Source organism: Blautia sp. DFI.1.216 (assembly GCF_020594215.1).
GTDB classification, from domain to species: domain Bacteria; phylum Bacillota; class Clostridia; order Lachnospirales; family Lachnospiraceae; genus Blautia_A; species Blautia_A wexlerae.
Genome location: NZ_JAJDML010000030.1, coordinates 13,672 through 29,931, shown reverse-complemented (window position 1 = coordinate 29,931; position 16,260 = coordinate 13,672). Strand labels below are relative to the sequence as shown.

15 protein-coding genes, 1 tRNA gene and 2 pseudogenes are annotated in these 16,260 nt (G+C 42.6%); 3 read left to right on the top strand and 15 right to left on the bottom strand.

Going from position 1 to position 16,260, the window contains the following annotated elements:
- Positions 1–5 precede the first annotated feature (5 nt).
- Genes rpoD through LJE11_RS12185 form a run of 3 tightly spaced genes read right to left on the bottom strand, consistent with a single transcriptional unit; the run spans position 6 to position 4,000 of the window.
- Positions 6–1,133, bottom strand: coding sequence for an RNA polymerase sigma factor RpoD (gene rpoD, locus LJE11_RS12195; protein ID WP_008707631.1), 1,128 nt, complete (start codon positions 1,131–1,133; stop codon positions 6–8).
- A 39-nt stretch (positions 1,134–1,172) separates the two neighbouring features.
- Positions 1,173–2,969 carry a DNA primase gene (dnaG, locus tag LJE11_RS12190; protein WP_008707632.1) on the bottom strand — a complete coding sequence of 599 codons (1,797 nt, stop codon included), beginning with the start codon at positions 2,967–2,969 and terminating at the stop codon, positions 1,173–1,175.
- 23 nt (positions 2,970–2,992) lie between these two features.
- Entirely contained in the window at positions 2,993–4,000 is a 1,008-nt protein-coding gene (locus LJE11_RS12185) for a deoxyguanosinetriphosphate triphosphohydrolase (protein ID WP_008707633.1), read from the bottom strand.
- A 197-nt stretch (positions 4,001–4,197) separates the two neighbouring features.
- Here LJE11_RS12185 and LJE11_RS12180 point away from each other — a divergent pair.
- Positions 4,198–4,282, top strand: a tRNA-Leu gene (locus LJE11_RS12180).
- A gap of 137 nt (positions 4,283–4,419) precedes the next feature.
- Positions 4,420–5,688, top strand: coding sequence for a peptidoglycan-binding protein (locus tag LJE11_RS12175; protein WP_008707634.1), 1,269 nt, complete (start codon positions 4,420–4,422; stop codon positions 5,686–5,688).
- Between the two features lie 102 nt (positions 5,689–5,790).
- Here the strand turns inward: LJE11_RS12175 and LJE11_RS20425 are convergent, their stop codons facing one another.
- The 8 genes and pseudogenes from LJE11_RS20425 to LJE11_RS20420 form a co-directional block, all read right to left on the bottom strand.
- Complete coding sequence (locus LJE11_RS20425) at positions 5,791–5,928, bottom strand: SMI1/KNR4 family protein (protein ID WP_081703293.1); 138 nt, start codon at positions 5,926–5,928, stop codon at positions 5,791–5,793.
- A gap of 24 nt (positions 5,929–5,952) precedes the next feature.
- Complete coding sequence (locus LJE11_RS12165) at positions 5,953–6,153, bottom strand: flavoprotein (protein WP_020993666.1); 201 nt, start codon at positions 6,151–6,153, stop codon at positions 5,953–5,955.
- A 303-nt stretch (positions 6,154–6,456) separates the two neighbouring features.
- The gene (locus LJE11_RS12160) at positions 6,457–8,163 is read right to left on the bottom strand and encodes an AAA family ATPase (protein ID WP_020993665.1); all 1,707 of its coding nucleotides are present in this window, start codon (positions 8,161–8,163) and stop codon (positions 6,457–6,459) included.
- Positions 8,164–8,500: 337 nt separating this feature from the next.
- Complete coding sequence (locus tag LJE11_RS12155; protein WP_008707645.1) at positions 8,501–9,193, bottom strand: hypothetical protein; 693 nt, start codon at positions 9,191–9,193, stop codon at positions 8,501–8,503.
- Between the two features lie 250 nt (positions 9,194–9,443).
- Positions 9,444–10,175 (bottom strand): DUF554 domain-containing protein, encoded by a 732-nt coding sequence (locus LJE11_RS12150; RefSeq protein ID WP_008707651.1) that lies wholly within the window; start codon positions 10,173–10,175, stop codon positions 9,444–9,446.
- A gap of 365 nt (positions 10,176–10,540) precedes the next feature.
- Positions 10,541–11,836, bottom strand: a complete 1,296-nt coding sequence (gene rseP / locus LJE11_RS12145; RefSeq protein ID WP_008707652.1) for an RIP metalloprotease RseP — start codon at positions 11,834–11,836, stop codon at positions 10,541–10,543.
- A gap of 1 nt (position 11,837) precedes the next feature.
- The gene (gene dxr, locus LJE11_RS12140; RefSeq protein WP_008707653.1) at positions 11,838–12,980 is read right to left on the bottom strand and encodes a 1-deoxy-D-xylulose-5-phosphate reductoisomerase; all 1,143 of its coding nucleotides are present in this window, start codon (positions 12,978–12,980) and stop codon (positions 11,838–11,840) included.
- 33 nt (positions 12,981–13,013) lie between these two features.
- Positions 13,014–13,187 (bottom strand): annotated as a pseudogene (locus tag LJE11_RS20420) (DUF6783 domain-containing protein); the annotation flags it as partial.
- Between LJE11_RS20420 and LJE11_RS20415 the strand changes: the two are divergent.
- Positions 13,125–13,292, top strand: a pseudogene (locus LJE11_RS20415) (DUF6783 domain-containing protein). The pseudogenes LJE11_RS20420 and LJE11_RS20415 overlap by 63 nt on opposite strands.
- Here LJE11_RS20415 and LJE11_RS12135 read toward each other — a convergent pair.
- From LJE11_RS12135 to pyrH, 4 genes are all read right to left on the bottom strand, one after another.
- Positions 13,255–14,049, bottom strand: coding sequence for a phosphatidate cytidylyltransferase (locus tag LJE11_RS12135; protein WP_008707654.1), 795 nt, complete (start codon positions 14,047–14,049; stop codon positions 13,255–13,257). The pseudogene LJE11_RS20415 and the gene LJE11_RS12135 overlap by 38 nt on opposite strands.
- A 3-nt stretch (positions 14,050–14,052) precedes the next feature.
- On the bottom strand, positions 14,053–14,781 hold the full coding sequence (locus tag LJE11_RS12130; protein WP_287638547.1) for an isoprenyl transferase: 729 nt from the start codon (positions 14,779–14,781) through the stop codon (positions 14,053–14,055).
- A gap of 114 nt (positions 14,782–14,895) precedes the next feature.
- Positions 14,896–15,447 carry a ribosome recycling factor gene (gene frr / locus LJE11_RS12125; protein WP_008707656.1) on the bottom strand — a complete coding sequence of 184 codons (552 nt, stop codon included), beginning with the start codon at positions 15,445–15,447 and terminating at the stop codon, positions 14,896–14,898.
- A 69-nt stretch (positions 15,448–15,516) separates the two neighbouring features.
- Complete coding sequence (pyrH, locus tag LJE11_RS12120; RefSeq protein ID WP_008707658.1) at positions 15,517–16,212, bottom strand: UMP kinase; 696 nt, start codon at positions 16,210–16,212, stop codon at positions 15,517–15,519.
- Between the last annotated feature and the right edge of the window lie 48 nt (positions 16,213–16,260).

The following is a 16,260-nucleotide window of genomic DNA, read 5'->3' as shown; positions in this document are numbered from 1 at the left end:
GCTCCTTAGTCCAGATAATCCTTCAGTTTACGGCTGCGGCTCGGATGACGAAGCTTACGGAGCGCCTTTGCCTCAATCTGACGGATACGTTCTCTTGTTACATTAAATTCCTTACCAACTTCCTCCAGAGTTCTGGCACGTCCATCGTCCAGGCCAAAACGCAGGCGCAATACTTTCTGCTCTCTGTCTGTCAGTGTGCTCAGAACCTCTACCAGCTGCTCTTTCAGCAAAGTAAATGCTGCTGCATCTGCAGGTACAGGTACATTGTCATCCTGGATAAAGTCTCCAAGGTGGCTGTCCTCTTCCTCACCGATAGGTGTCTCCAGAGATACAGGCTCCTGGGATATCTTAAGGATCTCACGTACACGCTCTACAGACATATCCATCTCTTTTGCAATTTCTTCCGGCGTAGGTTCACGTCCAAGCTCCTGCAGTAACTGACGGGAAACGCGGATCAGTTTGTTAATAGTCTCAACCATATGCACCGGAATACGGATGGTACGTGCCTGGTCTGCGATTGCTCTGGTGATCGCCTGACGGATCCACCATGTAGCATAGGTACTGAATTTATAACCCTTGCGGTAATCAAATTTCTCAACCGCTTTGATCAGACCTAAGTTACCTTCCTGGATCAGGTCAAGGAAAAGCATTCCACGTCCCACATATCTCTTTGCAATGCTGACAACAAGACGAAGGTTTGCTTCTGCCAGACGTTTCTTGGCAGCCTCATCCCCATTCTCCATTCTCTTTGCAAGTTCGATTTCCTCTTCTGCTGAAAGAAGCGGAACCTTACCAATTTCCTTCAGATACATACGTACCGGATCCTCGATGCTTACACCTTCAGGAACAGAAAGATCGATCTTGTCAAGCTCAATCTCTTCTTCATCCAGCTTATCAATGTCTGCATCGTCATCATCCAGGATCATATCATCTGCATTACTGTCTGTAATCCTAAGCACATCCACTCCACTGGCTTCCAGAAAGTCAAATACTTTCTCCATCTGTTCAACTCCCAGTGGCTGATCCTTAAAGAAGTCATTGATTTCCTGGTATTCCAGTACATTCTTTTTCTTCTTGGCAAGCTCCAGAAGTTCTACCAGTTTTTCACTGAATTTACCCATATTCATTTCCATATGTGCTCTATACCTCCATATAGTGTTTATATTTTATCCTTATTCGAAAGAAATATGCAGCTGCTGCCGCTTTCTTCCAAGCTCTTCCAGTTCTTTCTTTGCTTTTACAAGTTCCTGCAGTCCCTGTATATCTGTGGGATCCCAGGTTCTGTTTCTCTCTTTCAGACTCTCATCCTTAATCCTGATCACAGCATCCGAGAAAGCCCGGTTCTGTTCCTCCGGAGTCTCCAGATGGATCGTTGCATTAAAAAGGGATGAAACCTCTCTCTGCTCTTCACTGTCAATGAAAGCATTCATCAGCCTTGCAGGATTCACATCGCCATCCCTGTGCTGCTGGTAAAGCATCTCTGCCACCTGCCTGTACAGAGGAACCACGAAATCTGAAGGCTGGATATATTTTTCCACTGTGTCAAATATACCCGGATAAGTTACCAGCCAGGTAAGCATCAGCTTCTGTGCTTTCTCTGCTGCACTCTCCTTCTTCTTTTGCTGACCTGCTCCCACAGGTTTAGGCTGAATTCTCTGCTCTGCCGGAGTTCCCTTCATTGCAAGAGCTCCGACTCTCTTTTTCAGATTCTCCACACTGATCCCACTGCTTCTGTAATCCTTTACGATTGCTTCTATATAAAGATTTCTCTCCAGTTCATCGGAAAGCTCCAGAAGCATCTGCGCACACCGCTCAAAGAAACGGTTCTGTCCCTGGGGTTCCTCCATTGGAAATTCCCGCTCTGCCATATGTACGCGGAACATAAAGCTGTCCATAGCCTGCTCCAGACGTTTCTCAAACTCTTCCGCTCCAAGTGCCTTGATAAATTCATCCGGATCTTTATGCGGCTTAAGATTTACCACCCTCGAAGAAACACCTGCTTCCCTCAGGATCGGAATGGCACGAAGGGCAGCCCTCACGCCTGCATCATCACTGTCATACAGAAGCAATACCTCCTGAGTGTAACGCTTCAGCAGACTTGCATGTCCGGAAGTAAGTGCCGTTCCCAGCGATGCCACCGCATTGGTAAACCCTGCCTGATGCATGGATATCACATCCATATATCCTTCACACAGGATCAGATAATTTTTTCTCGTGGTTCTTGCAACATTCAGCCCGTACAGATTCCGGCTTTTATCAAAGATTGTAGTCTCCGGCGAGTTCAGGTACTTCGGCTTTCCGTCACCCATCACTCTGCCTCCAAATCCGATCACGCGGTTATTCACATCCATGATCGGGAAAATAACCCTGTTCCAGAACTTGTCATACATTCCCCTGCGTTCATCCACATTGAACAGGCCGGAATCCCGCAGCAGTTCGTCACTGTAATTCTTTGACTTCAGATATTTGTACAAATCGTCACTGTACTTATCCGAATATCCCAGGCCAAACTTCCTGATCGTCTCCTCACTGAGTCCTCTGCCTGTCAGATATTCATGTGCCTGTCTGCCATTCTCACGACGCAGCTGATAATAGAAATATCCTGCTGCAAGCTTATTGATCTCCAGAAGGGCAGCCCGACGTTCTGCTTTCTTCTTTGCTTCTCCGGAATATTCAATCTTCGGAAGCTGCACCCCTGCCCTGTCTGCCAGATGCTTCAGTGCCTCCCCAAAGGTATAATTCTCATATTCCATCACAAAATTAAATACATTCCCGCCTGCTCCGCATCCGAAGCAGTAATACATCTGCTTCGCCGGTGTTACCGAAAAAGAGGGCGTTTTCTCATTATGGAACGGACACAGCCCGAAATAGGTACTTCCTCTTTTGTTCAGCTTCACATACTGGGATACAACATCTACAATATCATTCTTCATCCTGACTTCTTCAATGATATCGTCTGAATAACGCATGCTTCGTCCTCCTTCTTGATCGATTAATAGACTTCCCATGCTTTTGGTATGTAAATCTCCCGGAATTTCCTTATAGAATACTGGTCTGTCATTCCTGAGAGATAGTCACATACTGCCTGTTCCTTCTTCTCTCCACGCACGATCAGCTCCCTGTATTCTGTTGACATTGCTTCCGGGTGTTCGACATAATATTCATATAACTCCGTCAGCATCTTCACTACCTTTTCCTCTTCCTTATGGGCTGCCGGATTCTCATATACATTCTGAAACATGAGAGCCCGCAGATCCATCATTGCCTCGTAGATCTCTGCTGACATCTTTATGGTATCCTGCTCAAGACTGTTCTCTATCACATCATGAACAAATGTATTGAGCCGCTCTCTGGTTGTATAACCGAGCAGCATCCGAAGCGTGACCGGAATATCATCCTCAGAAATAATCCCCGCCCGCTGTGCATCATCCATATCATGATGAATATAGGCGATCTTGTCCGAAAGTCTTACTACCTGTCCTTCGAGAGTAGACGGATTCCCACTGGTTCTGTGATTCAGGATACCATCCCGGACCTCCCATGTGAGATTCAACCCTTCGCCGTTCTTCTCCAGTATCTGTGCAACCCTGACGCTCTGTTTATAGTGGGCAAAGCCATCCGGATTCACTGCATCAAGAGCCCTCTCACCTGCATGTCCAAAGGGAGTATGTCCCAGGTCATGTCCAAGTGCGATCGCTTCTACAAGATCTTCATTCAGTCTCAGTGCCTTCGCTATTGTTCTGGCAATCTGTGATACCTCAAGAGTATGTGTCAGTCTGGTCCTGTAATGATCACCCTGGGGTGCCACAAAAACCTGTGTCTTATCCTTCATCCTGCGAAAAGCTTTACTATGAAGGATCCTGTCCCTGTCTCTCTGATAGACAGTCCGTACATCGCATTCTTCCTCCTGCCGCTCTCTGCCTCTGGAACAAAGACTCAAAGCAGCATAAGGACTGAGCATCTTTTGTTCACGCTGTTCCATGCTTTCTCTGATATTCATAAGCGATACCTCCACAAGCTGACAAAATACCTCTTATTAATTATATTCTACATAAAATTTCAAATTCCTCTTTTTTTCAAAAAAAAATTGAAATTTTTTTATATTTTTTTCAAAAAGGTGTTGACATTAGCTTTTACATTTGATATAGTATCACTTGTCGCGAGGGAGAGCAAAAGAATCCCATGAAAATGCGATATGCGGAAGTGTCGGAACTGGCAGACGAGCAAGACTAAGGATCTTGTGAGCATTGCGCTCGTGTGGGTTCAAGTCCCATCTTCCGCATTTAAAGAATGAGGAACTATGAGAAGTCATGGTGCCTTATTTTTTTATTCTTTTTTCTACAATAATTCTTTTCTCAGGTAACCATTTTCCGATCCCCTGCATAATTTATCAGGAAAGCATTATCTACAGGAGCTTGTATGGCTTTTTATCATATGCAGATGCAGCAGGAAAATATAGATACAGGACAATATCAGGTTACCGTATCAGACCGGCTGAACAATCGTCCCATAGAAAACGCACGCGTCAGAATCTCCTACACAGGAGCACCCGACAGTACCATTGAAGAAGTGGCAACAGATTCCTCCGGACGCACTCCTGTCATTGAACTTAAGACTCCACCTCTGGAATATAGTATGGAACCGGTTGAACAGCAGCCATACTCAGAATATACCATTCAGATCGAAGCAGAAGGCTTTGAACCCAAAGAAATCGCAGGAAGCCAGGTATTAGCAGATACTTTATCCAGACAGCCAACAACGCTGAATGTCATGGAATCCAGCGAAACTTTCCAGAGAATTGTAATTCCTCCGCATACGTTGTTCTATGAATATCCTCCCAAAATCGAAGAAGCCGAGATAAAACCAATAAACGAAAACGGCGAAATCGTATTAAGCAAGGTCGTTGTCCCTGAATATATAGTGGTACACGATGGGCCTGTCAACGATTCCGCTGCAGGCAATTATTATGTACGCTACAAAGATTACATCAAAAATGTAGCCAGCAGCGAAATCTATGCCACCTGGCCCGACGACACCATCCGGGCAAATATTCTGGCTATCATGTCTTTTACTCTGAACAGGGTTTATACGGAATGGTACCGGAACAAAGGTTATGACTTTACGATCACTTCCTCCACTGCCTATGATCACAAATGGATCTATGGCAGGAATATCTTTGCCAGCATTGACCGCATTGTAGATGAATTATTCGAGAATTATCTTTCCAGGCCAAATGTACGTCAGCCAATCCTTACCCAGTACTGTGACGGCAAACAGGTACAATGTCGAAACAGAGGATGGATGACACAATGGGGAAGCAAAGCACTGGGCGATCAGGGATACTCTGCCATTGAAATCCTCCGGGCTTTTTACGGAAATGATATGTATATCAATGTGGCGGAAGCAATCTCCGGGATTCCCTCCTCCTGGCCGGGATATGATCTGGATATCGGTGCATCCGGAAATAAGGTAAGACAGATTCAGGAACAGTTAAACACAATCGCAGAAGCTTATCCAGCTGTCCCTGTTGTCACCGCAGATGGAATTTACGGACCTGAGACCCAAAATTCCGTCAGGATTTTCCAGAGCATTTTCGGTCTGGACCAGACAGGGATCGTAGACTATCCAACCTGGTATAAAATCCAAGAGATCTATGTGGCAGTCAGCAGGATTGCTGAGTTGCGTTAGGGTTGTAGCAAAAATATACGTAAAATGGCTGCCTCACCTACTGATATGTTATCTCACATATTTACCGGATTGGCAGCCGTTTTATTACCCTTACAACAGATATCACCTAAAAAAAGAAGCAAATTCATCTATCGATTCAGCAATATAATAATAGCTATCTTCGCTTGAACTCCAATAATATACTTTTCCATTCTCATTATTTACACAATAATAATTATCTCCCGAAGTCAGTACCACCAGCTCTGCTGGGGGTTTGAGATTGTTTCAATCATGTACCTCGTCCGCAAGAGCATATAGCTGTTCCAATGTATAATCTGTCTCCTGTTCCAGCGTCATTTCCGCACCTTTTGTCACGATCAGATGTGTCTCTATTATTTCTTTATACTGCTGCAGTTGTTTCAGCAATTCTATTGTAAGAGGCGCTCCGGAAGCCCCACTCATACCGATGATAAGTCTCTTTCTCATTTTTCTTCCTTTCCTGACTTTTCCGTTCATATTAAAGTATGTTTAAAAAATTTTCCAACAATTTGCACAAATTATACCCGTTCGTTTCCTATTTCTTTCGCAATTCTTCTTTTCACATGGATTATTCCAACAAGGAATACGTAAGAAAGAATCCTGTCCAAAAGACTGTTACATCACAGAAACATTGCAGAATAATCTTCTATGATATAAAAAGCTCCCCTCAGTATCACAAATAATAATCACTGAGAGGAGCTGTAATTTCAGAACAGCAGAGCTGTTTTCTTATTAAGATATCTTCTTAGATTAAGAATTTTCTTTCCCAATCTTAACTTTACAATGTTTCCGATAACAGGCAATGCCATAATTTACAATATTCTTCATCCCGTCACTCTTTAACCTTGCAGCATATTGACGTTGTTCAATCTGTTCCAGAGCTTCTGTACAAGCTGCCTCCATTCTGTCTTCCTGAGCATATTTCATCTCGATCACCACTCCGACACGATTCTCCGGAACTTCCAGTAAAATATCACAATAACCTTCACCAGATTCTATATTCGACCAGACAGCCCAGTTCTCCATATGACTTAGCAGCCCCAGCAAAACTCCATGATAAAAATTTTCTTTTCTTCCCTTAACTGCCGTATCCCGAATACTGATTGTATTCCATAAATAGTCGTTAAACAAATCTTCTATCGTTTCTGCATCTCCATCTGGAAAAGCCATGCATAATTTATCAAGCTTCTTTATATCCTCAGATGACTTTTCCTGAAACCATTCCCTGATCTGAAGTTCAAACAATTCTTTAATTTCTCTGTTAGGAATTGCCAGACGTAACTTTCTGCTGTCTATTCTTTCACGTTGTGTTAAATACCCTGTTGTAAAAAGTATACTCCAAAGATTCTCAATGGATTTATCCAGTTCATTATATGTCAGTTCCTGTTTTATTTCTTTTATAACCGTTTCTCCCGAAATCAGGTTTTCGATTTCATCTCTCGTCTGTTTATTCGCTTTATCTATAAAACGACTCACAATGCTGTTGCTGCTGGTATTAGACCAGAAATCTTCTGGTATCGCATCAGGATCTGCACATAAATTTCTGCAATAACTGATCACGTCCCAGGGACAATACACTGCTTTCTTTCCAAACTGATAACCATCATACCATTCCCTGATTGTTTCATGGTAGTCAGAAAGCCCAAAATATTTCAGCATTTCTGCGACCTCATCATCTGTAAATCCAAAGAACTCATCAAACTGTACACTCGTAATCGAAAAAACATTAAAATTGTTTAATCCTGTAAAAATGCTTTCCTTCGCAATTCTCAGGCATCCCGTAAGTACTGCAAAAAACAGGCTCGAATTTGTCTTCAAAACATTTCCAAACATGTTTCTGATCAAAGATACCATCTCGTCATAATATCCATACTGGAACGCTTTATCTAATGGCACATCATACTCATCAATCAAAAGAACCGCTTTTTTTCCATAATGTTTCTCCAGTAATACAGTTAATATAAGCAGCGCCTTCTCCATTGTGGCATCAGACATTTTGAAATCGCCATGATCATCAACGACAGTCAATGCTTTATAAGAGTTTTTTTCTTCCTCTGTAAGGCGGCTGCTCTCTGCCAGAGCACTAAGTCTCCACGCCTCCATTCCCAGAGTATTCTTCAGCGCTTTCCGGGCTGACTCAAAATTTAATCCCTCCACATTCTTCAATGTAAGCGAAATTACCGGAAACTTTCCCATATATTCTTCACACAGTTCTTTTTCACGGGATACCTTCAGTCCATTAAACAGCGATTTATCACATCCGATTTCCAGAAATGACTGCAGCATATTCATATTCAGAGATTTTCCAAAACGGCGAGGACGTGTAAACAGATTCACTTCTCCCCAGTTATGAAGAAGTTCTGTTATCATTTCTGTTTTATCCACATAGTAAAAATTATGCCGGATTATTTTTTCAAAACTATCTATTCCAATTGGCAGTTTCTTTCTGTTCCGCATATTTTTCATCCTCCTTCATTACCAGATTTTGCAAGTTAAACGGATATTCGCAATCCGCATTCGGTTAAAAAATTCCCCGAAAAACAGCTTCCCTGATTTTAGATAATGATAACATGAAACATTTGTAACGTAAAGCAGGAGTTACTGCCACTTCGAGCCCGACTAAGCCAGAAATAATAACAGCAATTTTTATTTCAGACAGGAATTATTTATGCTAAAATATACCTAATTATAACAATTCCGACGTAATTTCCTAAGCATAACAAAACAGCAGCCATTGCGGTACTGTTTAGAGTATCTCACAATGGCTGCCTGTCTGATATCACAATTTCATTTGTTATTTCTTATACCAGAATTTCTTACATTTCACCAGTACCTTTCCATCCGGAGCATCTGTCATCATTCCAATTTTGAACCTGTAATTTTTTGTCTTTCCAGCCGGAATATTTACATTGTAGGTTTTGGTCGGTGTTGCAGTTTCATCCAGTGGTATCTCAAAATACATCGTTACCTTTGTAATCGTATAACTGGAAGTATTCTGCATACGGGCAGTTATATACAGCTCTCCTGTGTTCGGATTGTACTCATATCCCTTGTAGCTGACTTTGAGCTGGTTTAGCTTAGGTGTCGCTGACTTATACCAGAACGATAAGCATTTTACCTTCGGCGCTTTATATGGCTGCTGAGTCATTTTTCCAATATAAACCGTCTTATTCACTGTCTTTCCGGGATTGATCGTTACACTGAAGGTCTGGGTTATGGTTCCATCCTCCATAATAGGTATCTCATATCCCATCTTCACTTTTGTAATCGTGTAACTCGAAGTATTTTTCAGACTCAGCTTCAGATATAACTTTGCTGTATCATTGTCATATTCGAATCCTCTGTAAGTTACTTTAAGCTGTTTGGCAGTTGGCTTGGAAGCAGCTGATGCTACCCTTGGAAAAAATAAAAGTACTGCAACTGCCGCCAGAAGAAAAAATACCAGATAACTTCTACATTTTCCTGCAAATCGATTTTTCATACTCATAAAAATCTCCTCCTCTCTTGATGTGCCATTATAGTTTCAGGCAAATATCAGGAAATACTTTTGATACACCTGATATTTTTTTCAGATTTATTATATATTTACAATACAATATCAGGAAGAAATTTTCTATTAACTATTGGTTAGTTTTTTATAAGCGCCATTACAGTCATCTATAATTTTGATTGTAATTGACCTAAAAAGAAGCAGATCTCCGTTTCTGAACTCAGAAATGAAAATCTGCCAACTTAACTTATGATACTAACGGCAATATATAATTCACCCAAAAGCATGACATAGGCATGATCAGCACCATCGCCGGTATCATGTCCGCAGTTGGGAAGTTCTTCAGCTTCACCATACGAAAACCGGTTGCAAGCATCAGAAACCCGCCACAGGCTTTAAAGTCATTGATCATGCCCGGCGTAGTCAGCGGAAAAATCGCCGTTGCTGCAAAGAACAGGATCAGGAAAATAATCACCTGCGGAATGGCGATCATACACACTACCATTCCCAGGCTGCAGGCAAAAATAGCTGCTGTAAATAAATCCAGAATAGATTTGGAGATCAGCACTGAATGATCCCCGCTCATTCCGGATACGATAGAGCCATAGATTCCTGTTCCGCTTGCACAGAATAATACGATGATCGTCACCAGTGTATTCATAAACTCATCCTCAGAAAGCTCTGAATTTGAATTCTTGATAAATTTGCCGATCACACGCTGCATAACACCGGCACCGGCATTGATCCTTTCTCCAAGATGAATCGCAAGTCCGATTCCCGTACCGATCACAACAGAAAAAATAACCGCCGGCATATTTTCCATCAGACCGATGGTGCTGATTCCCATTCCCATAGAACATACCCCGAATACAAGGGTAATATCCTCTTTGAATTTCGGACTTAATTTGTGCCCCACAAAAGCACCCAGGATTCCGCCTATAACTATGGATAATGCATTGATAATTATTCCAATAGGCATAACTTTTTTCTCTCCTCCAGACAAACTCAGACAGATGTCACATTCTCAATACTGCCAAAAAATCAGTATATAACAAACTATAATTTTTCGCAATGTCAAAAATTCTTTACCTTTATTATAAAAGAATCCGACGTTACTGTTCACACACTACTATCCCGAGACATACAAGCCAAAATTCCATTGCCGCAGGCAATCTGGAATGAATTTTGGCTACGTTCATCCGTCAACTATAACAATTCTACAAAAAAGACAGATTTCTCTTTTTTTAAAAATCTGTCTTTTTTGCAAATATTTTTACATTATTCACTTTTTTCACGCTCTGCCCGAGCTAACTATCTATAAAAATATTCTGTCTATCATTTATCTCAGATCAGTTTGACAATATCATTGTACATAACAAATACCATCAGCGCCATCAACAGCATCAGCCCTGCGAAATGGATGCCGCCCTCCACCTGTCTGTTAATCGGTTTTCTGCGGATTGCCTCTATGACAAGGAATACCAGCCGTCCACCGTCCAGTGCCGGAAACGGAAGGAGGTTCATAACTCCAAGGTTTGCAGAGAGCAGAACTGCCAGATTAAGCATATTCATCCACAGGATCATGGTTCCTTCGCTTTTGCTTTCCTCATACGTAGTTCCGATTGCATCCACAATTCCGACCGGACCACTCAGATCTTTCATTCCAAGCTTTCCGCTGACCAGCTCTTTCAGGCTGAGAATCGTTGTACGTACCATATATTTTACTTCTACGGCACCATATTTGACTACATTCAGCCCTTTTGCTTTTTCAGAATACATATTGTAGGTAAATCCTGATTCTGCCGTACGGTATTCTTTTGGTGTAACCGTAATATCATATTCCTGTCCGTCCCTGGAATAGGTAATCTTTACAGACTTTTCTGTCAGCGGATTCTCCTGAATATATTTCTGGTAATCTGCTGCATTTGTAATCTTCACTCCATTAATGGATGTGATCACATCTCCCTGCTGAATCCCTGCTTCCTGCAACGGCATTCCATCCATTACAGATTCCACTGTCATGGCAGAAGTATCATCCCCGTTGAAATTGCAGCCCAGAAGGTATCTCACATTTGTATCCGACTTATAGGAAATGTCCATCTTCTTTCCATCACGCTTAACAGTCAGGTTAATGGTATCTCCCTCTTTCAGCTGGTTCAGATAGGAATATACATAGAGATCTTTTCCCAGATCAATGTGATATCCCTGATAACCGGTAATAATATCTCCCTCTTTCAGTCCTGCCGCCTCAGCCGCAGAACCTTCCTTTACGGAAAGAACTCTGGATGGTTCATATCCTACAGCACCTACAATGATCACAGACAATACAAATGCCATGATAAAGTTAAATACCGGTCCTGCGGCAACTACAGAAATCCTGCCCCACACAGACGCACTGTTAAAAGTTCCCGGTTCATTCTCTATGTCCGTATCCTCCCCCAGCATGGCACAGGAGCCACCGATAGGAAGAAGTTTCAGTGAATATCTGGTATCTCCTTTCTCAAAACTGTAAAGTCTTGGTCCCATTCCCAAAGAGAATTCTGTGACCACGATCTTATTCAGCTTTGCAAAAAGAAAATGTCCCAGCTCATGAAAGAGAATGATTGCACTGAATATGACAATTGCAATAATAATTTTCAATCTACCACCTGCTTTCAATCCAACGATAAGTTTCTTTCTCAATCTCCAGAATCTGATCCAGGTCCGGATCCTTTACTGCTGTATGTCTGCTCATAGACTGCCCGATAATCTCGTAAATATCCAGAAAGCTGATTTTTTTCTGAAGGAATTTGCGGACTGCCAGCTCATTTGCAGCATTAAAAACGGTTGGCATACTGCCGCCTGCCCTTGCCGCTTCCACCGCCATTGGAAGACCTTTAAAAGTTTTCCTGTCCGGCTCCTCAAAAGTGATCTGCTTCAACATATGAAAATCCAGTCTGTCGCCTTTTAAAAATCTTCTGTCCGGGTAGCATAATGCATACTGTATCGGAAGTCTCATATCCGGTGTTCCAAGCTGTGCCATCACTGCACCGTCCTCGAATTCCACCATAGAGTGGATAATACTCTGCGGCTGAACCACAACCTGAATATGATCCAGATCTACATCAAAAAGCCATCTGGCTTCCATAACTTCCAGACCTTTATTTACCAGAGTTGCAGAATCCACTGTAATCTTCTGTCCCATTACCCAGTTCGGATGCTTCAGCGTATCCTCCAGAGTCACCTTCTCCAGATCTGCTGTTTTCTTTCCGCGGAAAGGACCGCCGGATGCAGTGATGAGCAGTTTATGTATCTGCTCTCTTTTCTCTCCATGAAGTGCCTGGAAAATAGCACTGTGCTCGCTGTCTACAGGCAGGATCTGCACACCGAACTGCTTTGCCAACGGCATGATCAGATGTCCGGCTGTTACCAGTGTTTCCTTATTTGCCAGAGCAATATCCTTACCTGCAAGGATTGCTTCCATAGTTGGTCTGATTCCTATCATTCCTACGATAGCGGTCACCAGAATGTCTGATTCTTCCATTCTGGCAAGTTCGATAAGACCACCCATCTGGCTTACGATTTTTACATCCAGATCCTGCACACGTACTGCCAGATCTCTGGCTGCCTCTTCTTTCCAGACTGCAACAAGTCTGGGATGAAATTCACGTATCTGCTTCTCCAGCATTTCTACATTGCTGCCTGCTGCAAGACCAACTACTTCCAGGTCATCATTTGCACGTACCACATCCAGTGTCTGTGTTCCGATCGAACCTGTAGAACCTAAGACTGCTACTTTTTTCATCTTGTACCTCATTTCAATACTTATACAACAATTTTATAAAATTACTTCTGACCTGACAGTTCTCATATCAGAAAATACTGTAAACATGTATATCAGAAGAATATATGCTCCGTTAGAGCGCGTCTGAAAAAGGCTTTCTGCAAGATGTGCGTCACAATTTGTGGGATATTTTGCCCGGATGAGGGCGCCGTAGCGGGCTACGGCAACTGAATTCGGGTGAAATATCCCGCAAAGTGGGGCGTGCAGATTGCGGGAATGATTTTTCAGACACGCTCTAGATCTCAATCATCACAAGAGAAAGGAAATAAATAACCGGTGCTGTGAAGATCACACTGTCGAATCTGTCAAGGATTCCTCCATGTCCCGGAATTAATTTTCCATAATCTTTAATCCCCTGATTTCTCTTGATCGCAGATGCAGCCAGATCGCCTACCATGGAGATCAGCGCTCCGATTGCACAGATCACAGCATATTCCAGCATCGGTCCCTGAGTGGCTGCTGCATAGATCACACCAAGAAGTGCAGCTCCTGCCACACCACCCACAGCTCCCTCCACAGATTTCTTAGGGCTGAGGACAGGTGCCATTTTATGTTTACCGATCAGCATTCCCACACAATATGCGCAGGTATCACATCCCCATGAGCACAGAAAGATCAGCCATACGTGGAACTTTCCACCGGGAAGCTCTCTGGTAAGATAAATAAACGACAGCATAACTGCCACATACACAATACCAAACAGTGCAGGCATTACCTGCCCTGCCTCATAGGTTGGATAAGTGAACACGTATACAAACATGAGCAGCACAAGTCCGAAAATGATTGCCAGCACTCCATACCTCTCAAAATCAAGCAGTACTGCCAGATAATATAATACTGCGCCTAAATAGCCTGCTGCTGCCAGCAGATTTATCTTCTCATCCTGCACCTTCATTGCTCTGTACAATTCTCTCATTCCAATGAGAGAAACCGCAAGAAGTGTGAAAAACAGCACATAATCACCGCTGATGATAGTAGCAAGCGCAATAATCACAAGCAGGATTCCGCTTAAGAGTCTTGTCTTAAACATTCTTTACTCCTCCTTAACTCCGCCGTATCTTCTGTCTCTCTGATTATATTTCTCAATAGCCTTAATCAACTCTGCTTTATTAAAATCCGGCCATGCCACATCTGTGAAATAAAATTCTGTATAAGCCATCTGCCATAACAGAAAATTGGAAAGTCTCAATTCACCGCTTGTGCGGATCATCAGATCCGGATCAGGGATTCCTGCCGTATCCAGGTAATTGTCAAAAACATGCTCATCAATTTCTTCCGGCTTTACTTTTCCATCTGCAGCATCCTGAGCAAGTTTGCGGATACCTCTTATGATCTCATCTCTGCTGCCGTAGTTTAATGCAATCTGGAAATAGATTTCATCATATTTCTGAGAATATTGTTCCAGACGTGCAATACTTTCCTGAATATCCTGATCAAATGCCGAAACCTCTCCGATCACCCGGACACGCATTTTGTTCTTATCTGCCAGTTTAATACATTTTTTCAGATAACTTCGGAACAGTTTCATCAGACCGTCCACCTCATCTTTGGAACGTTTCCAGTTCTCTGTGGAAAAAGCATATACAGTCACATATTTAACTCCCAGCTCCTTCATATAGTCACAGACTGTTTCCAGATTTGCACAGCCCTTCACATGTCCGTAGCTTCTGGGCATTCCCTTTGCCTTCGCCCAGCGTCCATTACCATCCAGAATAATGGCAATATGATTTGGTACATTCATACTCTTGTTTCCTTTTCTTATCCTGTTATTCCTTTAACCTTACTGTCTCATCATAATGAACCGCAGTTTCCGGTCCATTATCTCATTCAGATAAAAAGAGAGCCCGCATTCATGGAGCTCTCCTTTTCGTTTCCCTTATACGGTCATGATTTCTTTGCTCTTTGCATCCACTGCCGCATCAACTTCTTTGATATATTTATCTGTGCTCTTCTGGATTTTCTCCTCAAGTTCTTTAATCTCATCCTCAGATACATCCTGTTTTGCAAGTTTCTTAAATGCATCATTTGCATCACGACGAATGTTGCGGACTGCTACTTTGGCTGCTTCGCCTTTTTTCTTGACATCTTTAACCAGTTCCTTACGGCGTTCCTCTGTAAGTTCCGGGAATACAAGGCGGATTACTTTACCATCGTTGCTTGGATTTAATCCAAGGTCAGAGGTAAGGATTGCTTTCTCAATTCCTTTGATCAGGCTGCTTTCCCATGGCTGGATCTGGATCATACGAGCTTCCGGGACAGTGATATTTGCCACCTGCTGAAGAGGTGTCGGAGCTCCGTAATAATCTACGGCGAGTTTGTCAAGGATATGCGGGTTCGCACGTCCTGCACGAATTGTAACCAGTTCGCTCTCAAGGCTTGCCAATGTCTTTTTCATCTTCTCTTCATATTTCTGAATTCTCTCATCCATTAGGTTCGTCTCCCTCTTTTTATAGTTTTTATATTACACTTTCTCTGTAAACTGACTTATAAGCCTTACTTATACAGTAACCTTAGTTCCGACAAATTTGCCATGTACTGCATTGATGATGCTGTCTTTTTCATCCAGTGCAAATACCAGCATCGGCATCTTCTGTTCCATACACATGATCGATGCTGTCAGATCCATAGCTGCCAGTTTCTTTGCAACTACTTCTTCAATGGAAATTTCATCATATTTTACTGCATTCGGGTTTGTCTTCGGATCACTGTCATAAATTCCGTCAACAGCTTTTGCAAGAAGGATTGCTTCTGCTTCGATTTCTACTGCGCGAAGTACAGTGGCTGTATCTGTGGAGAAGTAAGGATGTCCTGTACCGCCTGCAAAGAATACGATCTTGCCCTGTGCAAAGCTTGCTTCCACTGCATCCTTAGAGTAAAGGCTTGTAAATGCACCGCATACAAATGGTGTAAAGATTTCTGTCTTTAATCCAAGGTATCTGCAGATATCAGATACATAAATACAGTTCATAACTGTTGCAAGCATACCAATCTGATCAGCCTTATTCCTGTCGATAGTCTCACTGGTGCGTCCTCTCCAGAAATTACCTCCGCCGATCACGATGCCGATTTCCAGTCCTTCCTCAGCAATTGTCCTGATCTGCTTTGCAACTTCAATAACAGTCGCCTCGTCAAATCCGGTCTTCTTCTCACCGGCAAGGGCTTCACCGCTTAATTTTAATAATACACGTTTCATAGTAACTGTCTCCTGAAATTAATTTTATCGCAGGTAACAGAGGATCGG

Bases quoted from the DNA above. Each gene is read 5' to 3' on its own strand.
- frr (WP_008707656.1), bottom strand. From the start codon at position 15,447: ATGGATGAGAGAATTCAGAAATATGAAGAGAAGATGAAAAAGACATTG.
- dnaG (WP_008707632.1), bottom strand. From the start codon at position 2,969: ATGCGTTATTCAGACGATATCATTGAAGAAGTCAGGATGAAGAATGAT.
- LJE11_RS12165 (WP_020993666.1), bottom strand. From the start codon at position 6,153: ATGAGAAAGAGACTTATCATCGGTATGAGTGGGGCTTCCGGAGCGCCT.
- pyrH (WP_008707658.1), bottom strand. From the start codon at position 16,212: ATGAAACGTGTATTATTAAAATTAAGCGGTGAAGCCCTTGCCGGTGAG.
- LJE11_RS12155 (WP_008707645.1), bottom strand. From the start codon at position 9,193: ATGAGTATGAAAAATCGATTTGCAGGAAAATGTAGAAGTTATCTGGTA.
- LJE11_RS12135 (WP_008707654.1), bottom strand. From the start codon at position 14,049: ATGTTTAAGACAAGACTCTTAAGCGGAATCCTGCTTGTGATTATTGCG.
- LJE11_RS12160 (WP_020993665.1), bottom strand. From the start codon at position 8,163: ATGCGGAACAGAAAGAAACTGCCAATTGGAATAGATAGTTTTGAAAAA.
- LJE11_RS12150 (WP_008707651.1), bottom strand. From the start codon at position 10,175: ATGCCTATTGGAATAATTATCAATGCATTATCCATAGTTATAGGCGGA.
- LJE11_RS12185 (WP_008707633.1), bottom strand. From the start codon at position 4,000: ATGAATATCAGAGAAAGCATGGAACAGCGTGAACAAAAGATGCTCAGT.
- dxr (WP_008707653.1), bottom strand. From the start codon at position 12,980: ATGAAAAAAGTAGCAGTCTTAGGTTCTACAGGTTCGATCGGAACACAG.
- rpoD (WP_008707631.1), bottom strand. From the start codon at position 1,133: ATGGAAATGAATATGGGTAAATTCAGTGAAAAACTGGTAGAACTTCTG.
- LJE11_RS12175 (WP_008707634.1), top strand. From the start codon at position 4,420: ATGGCTTTTTATCATATGCAGATGCAGCAGGAAAATATAGATACAGGA.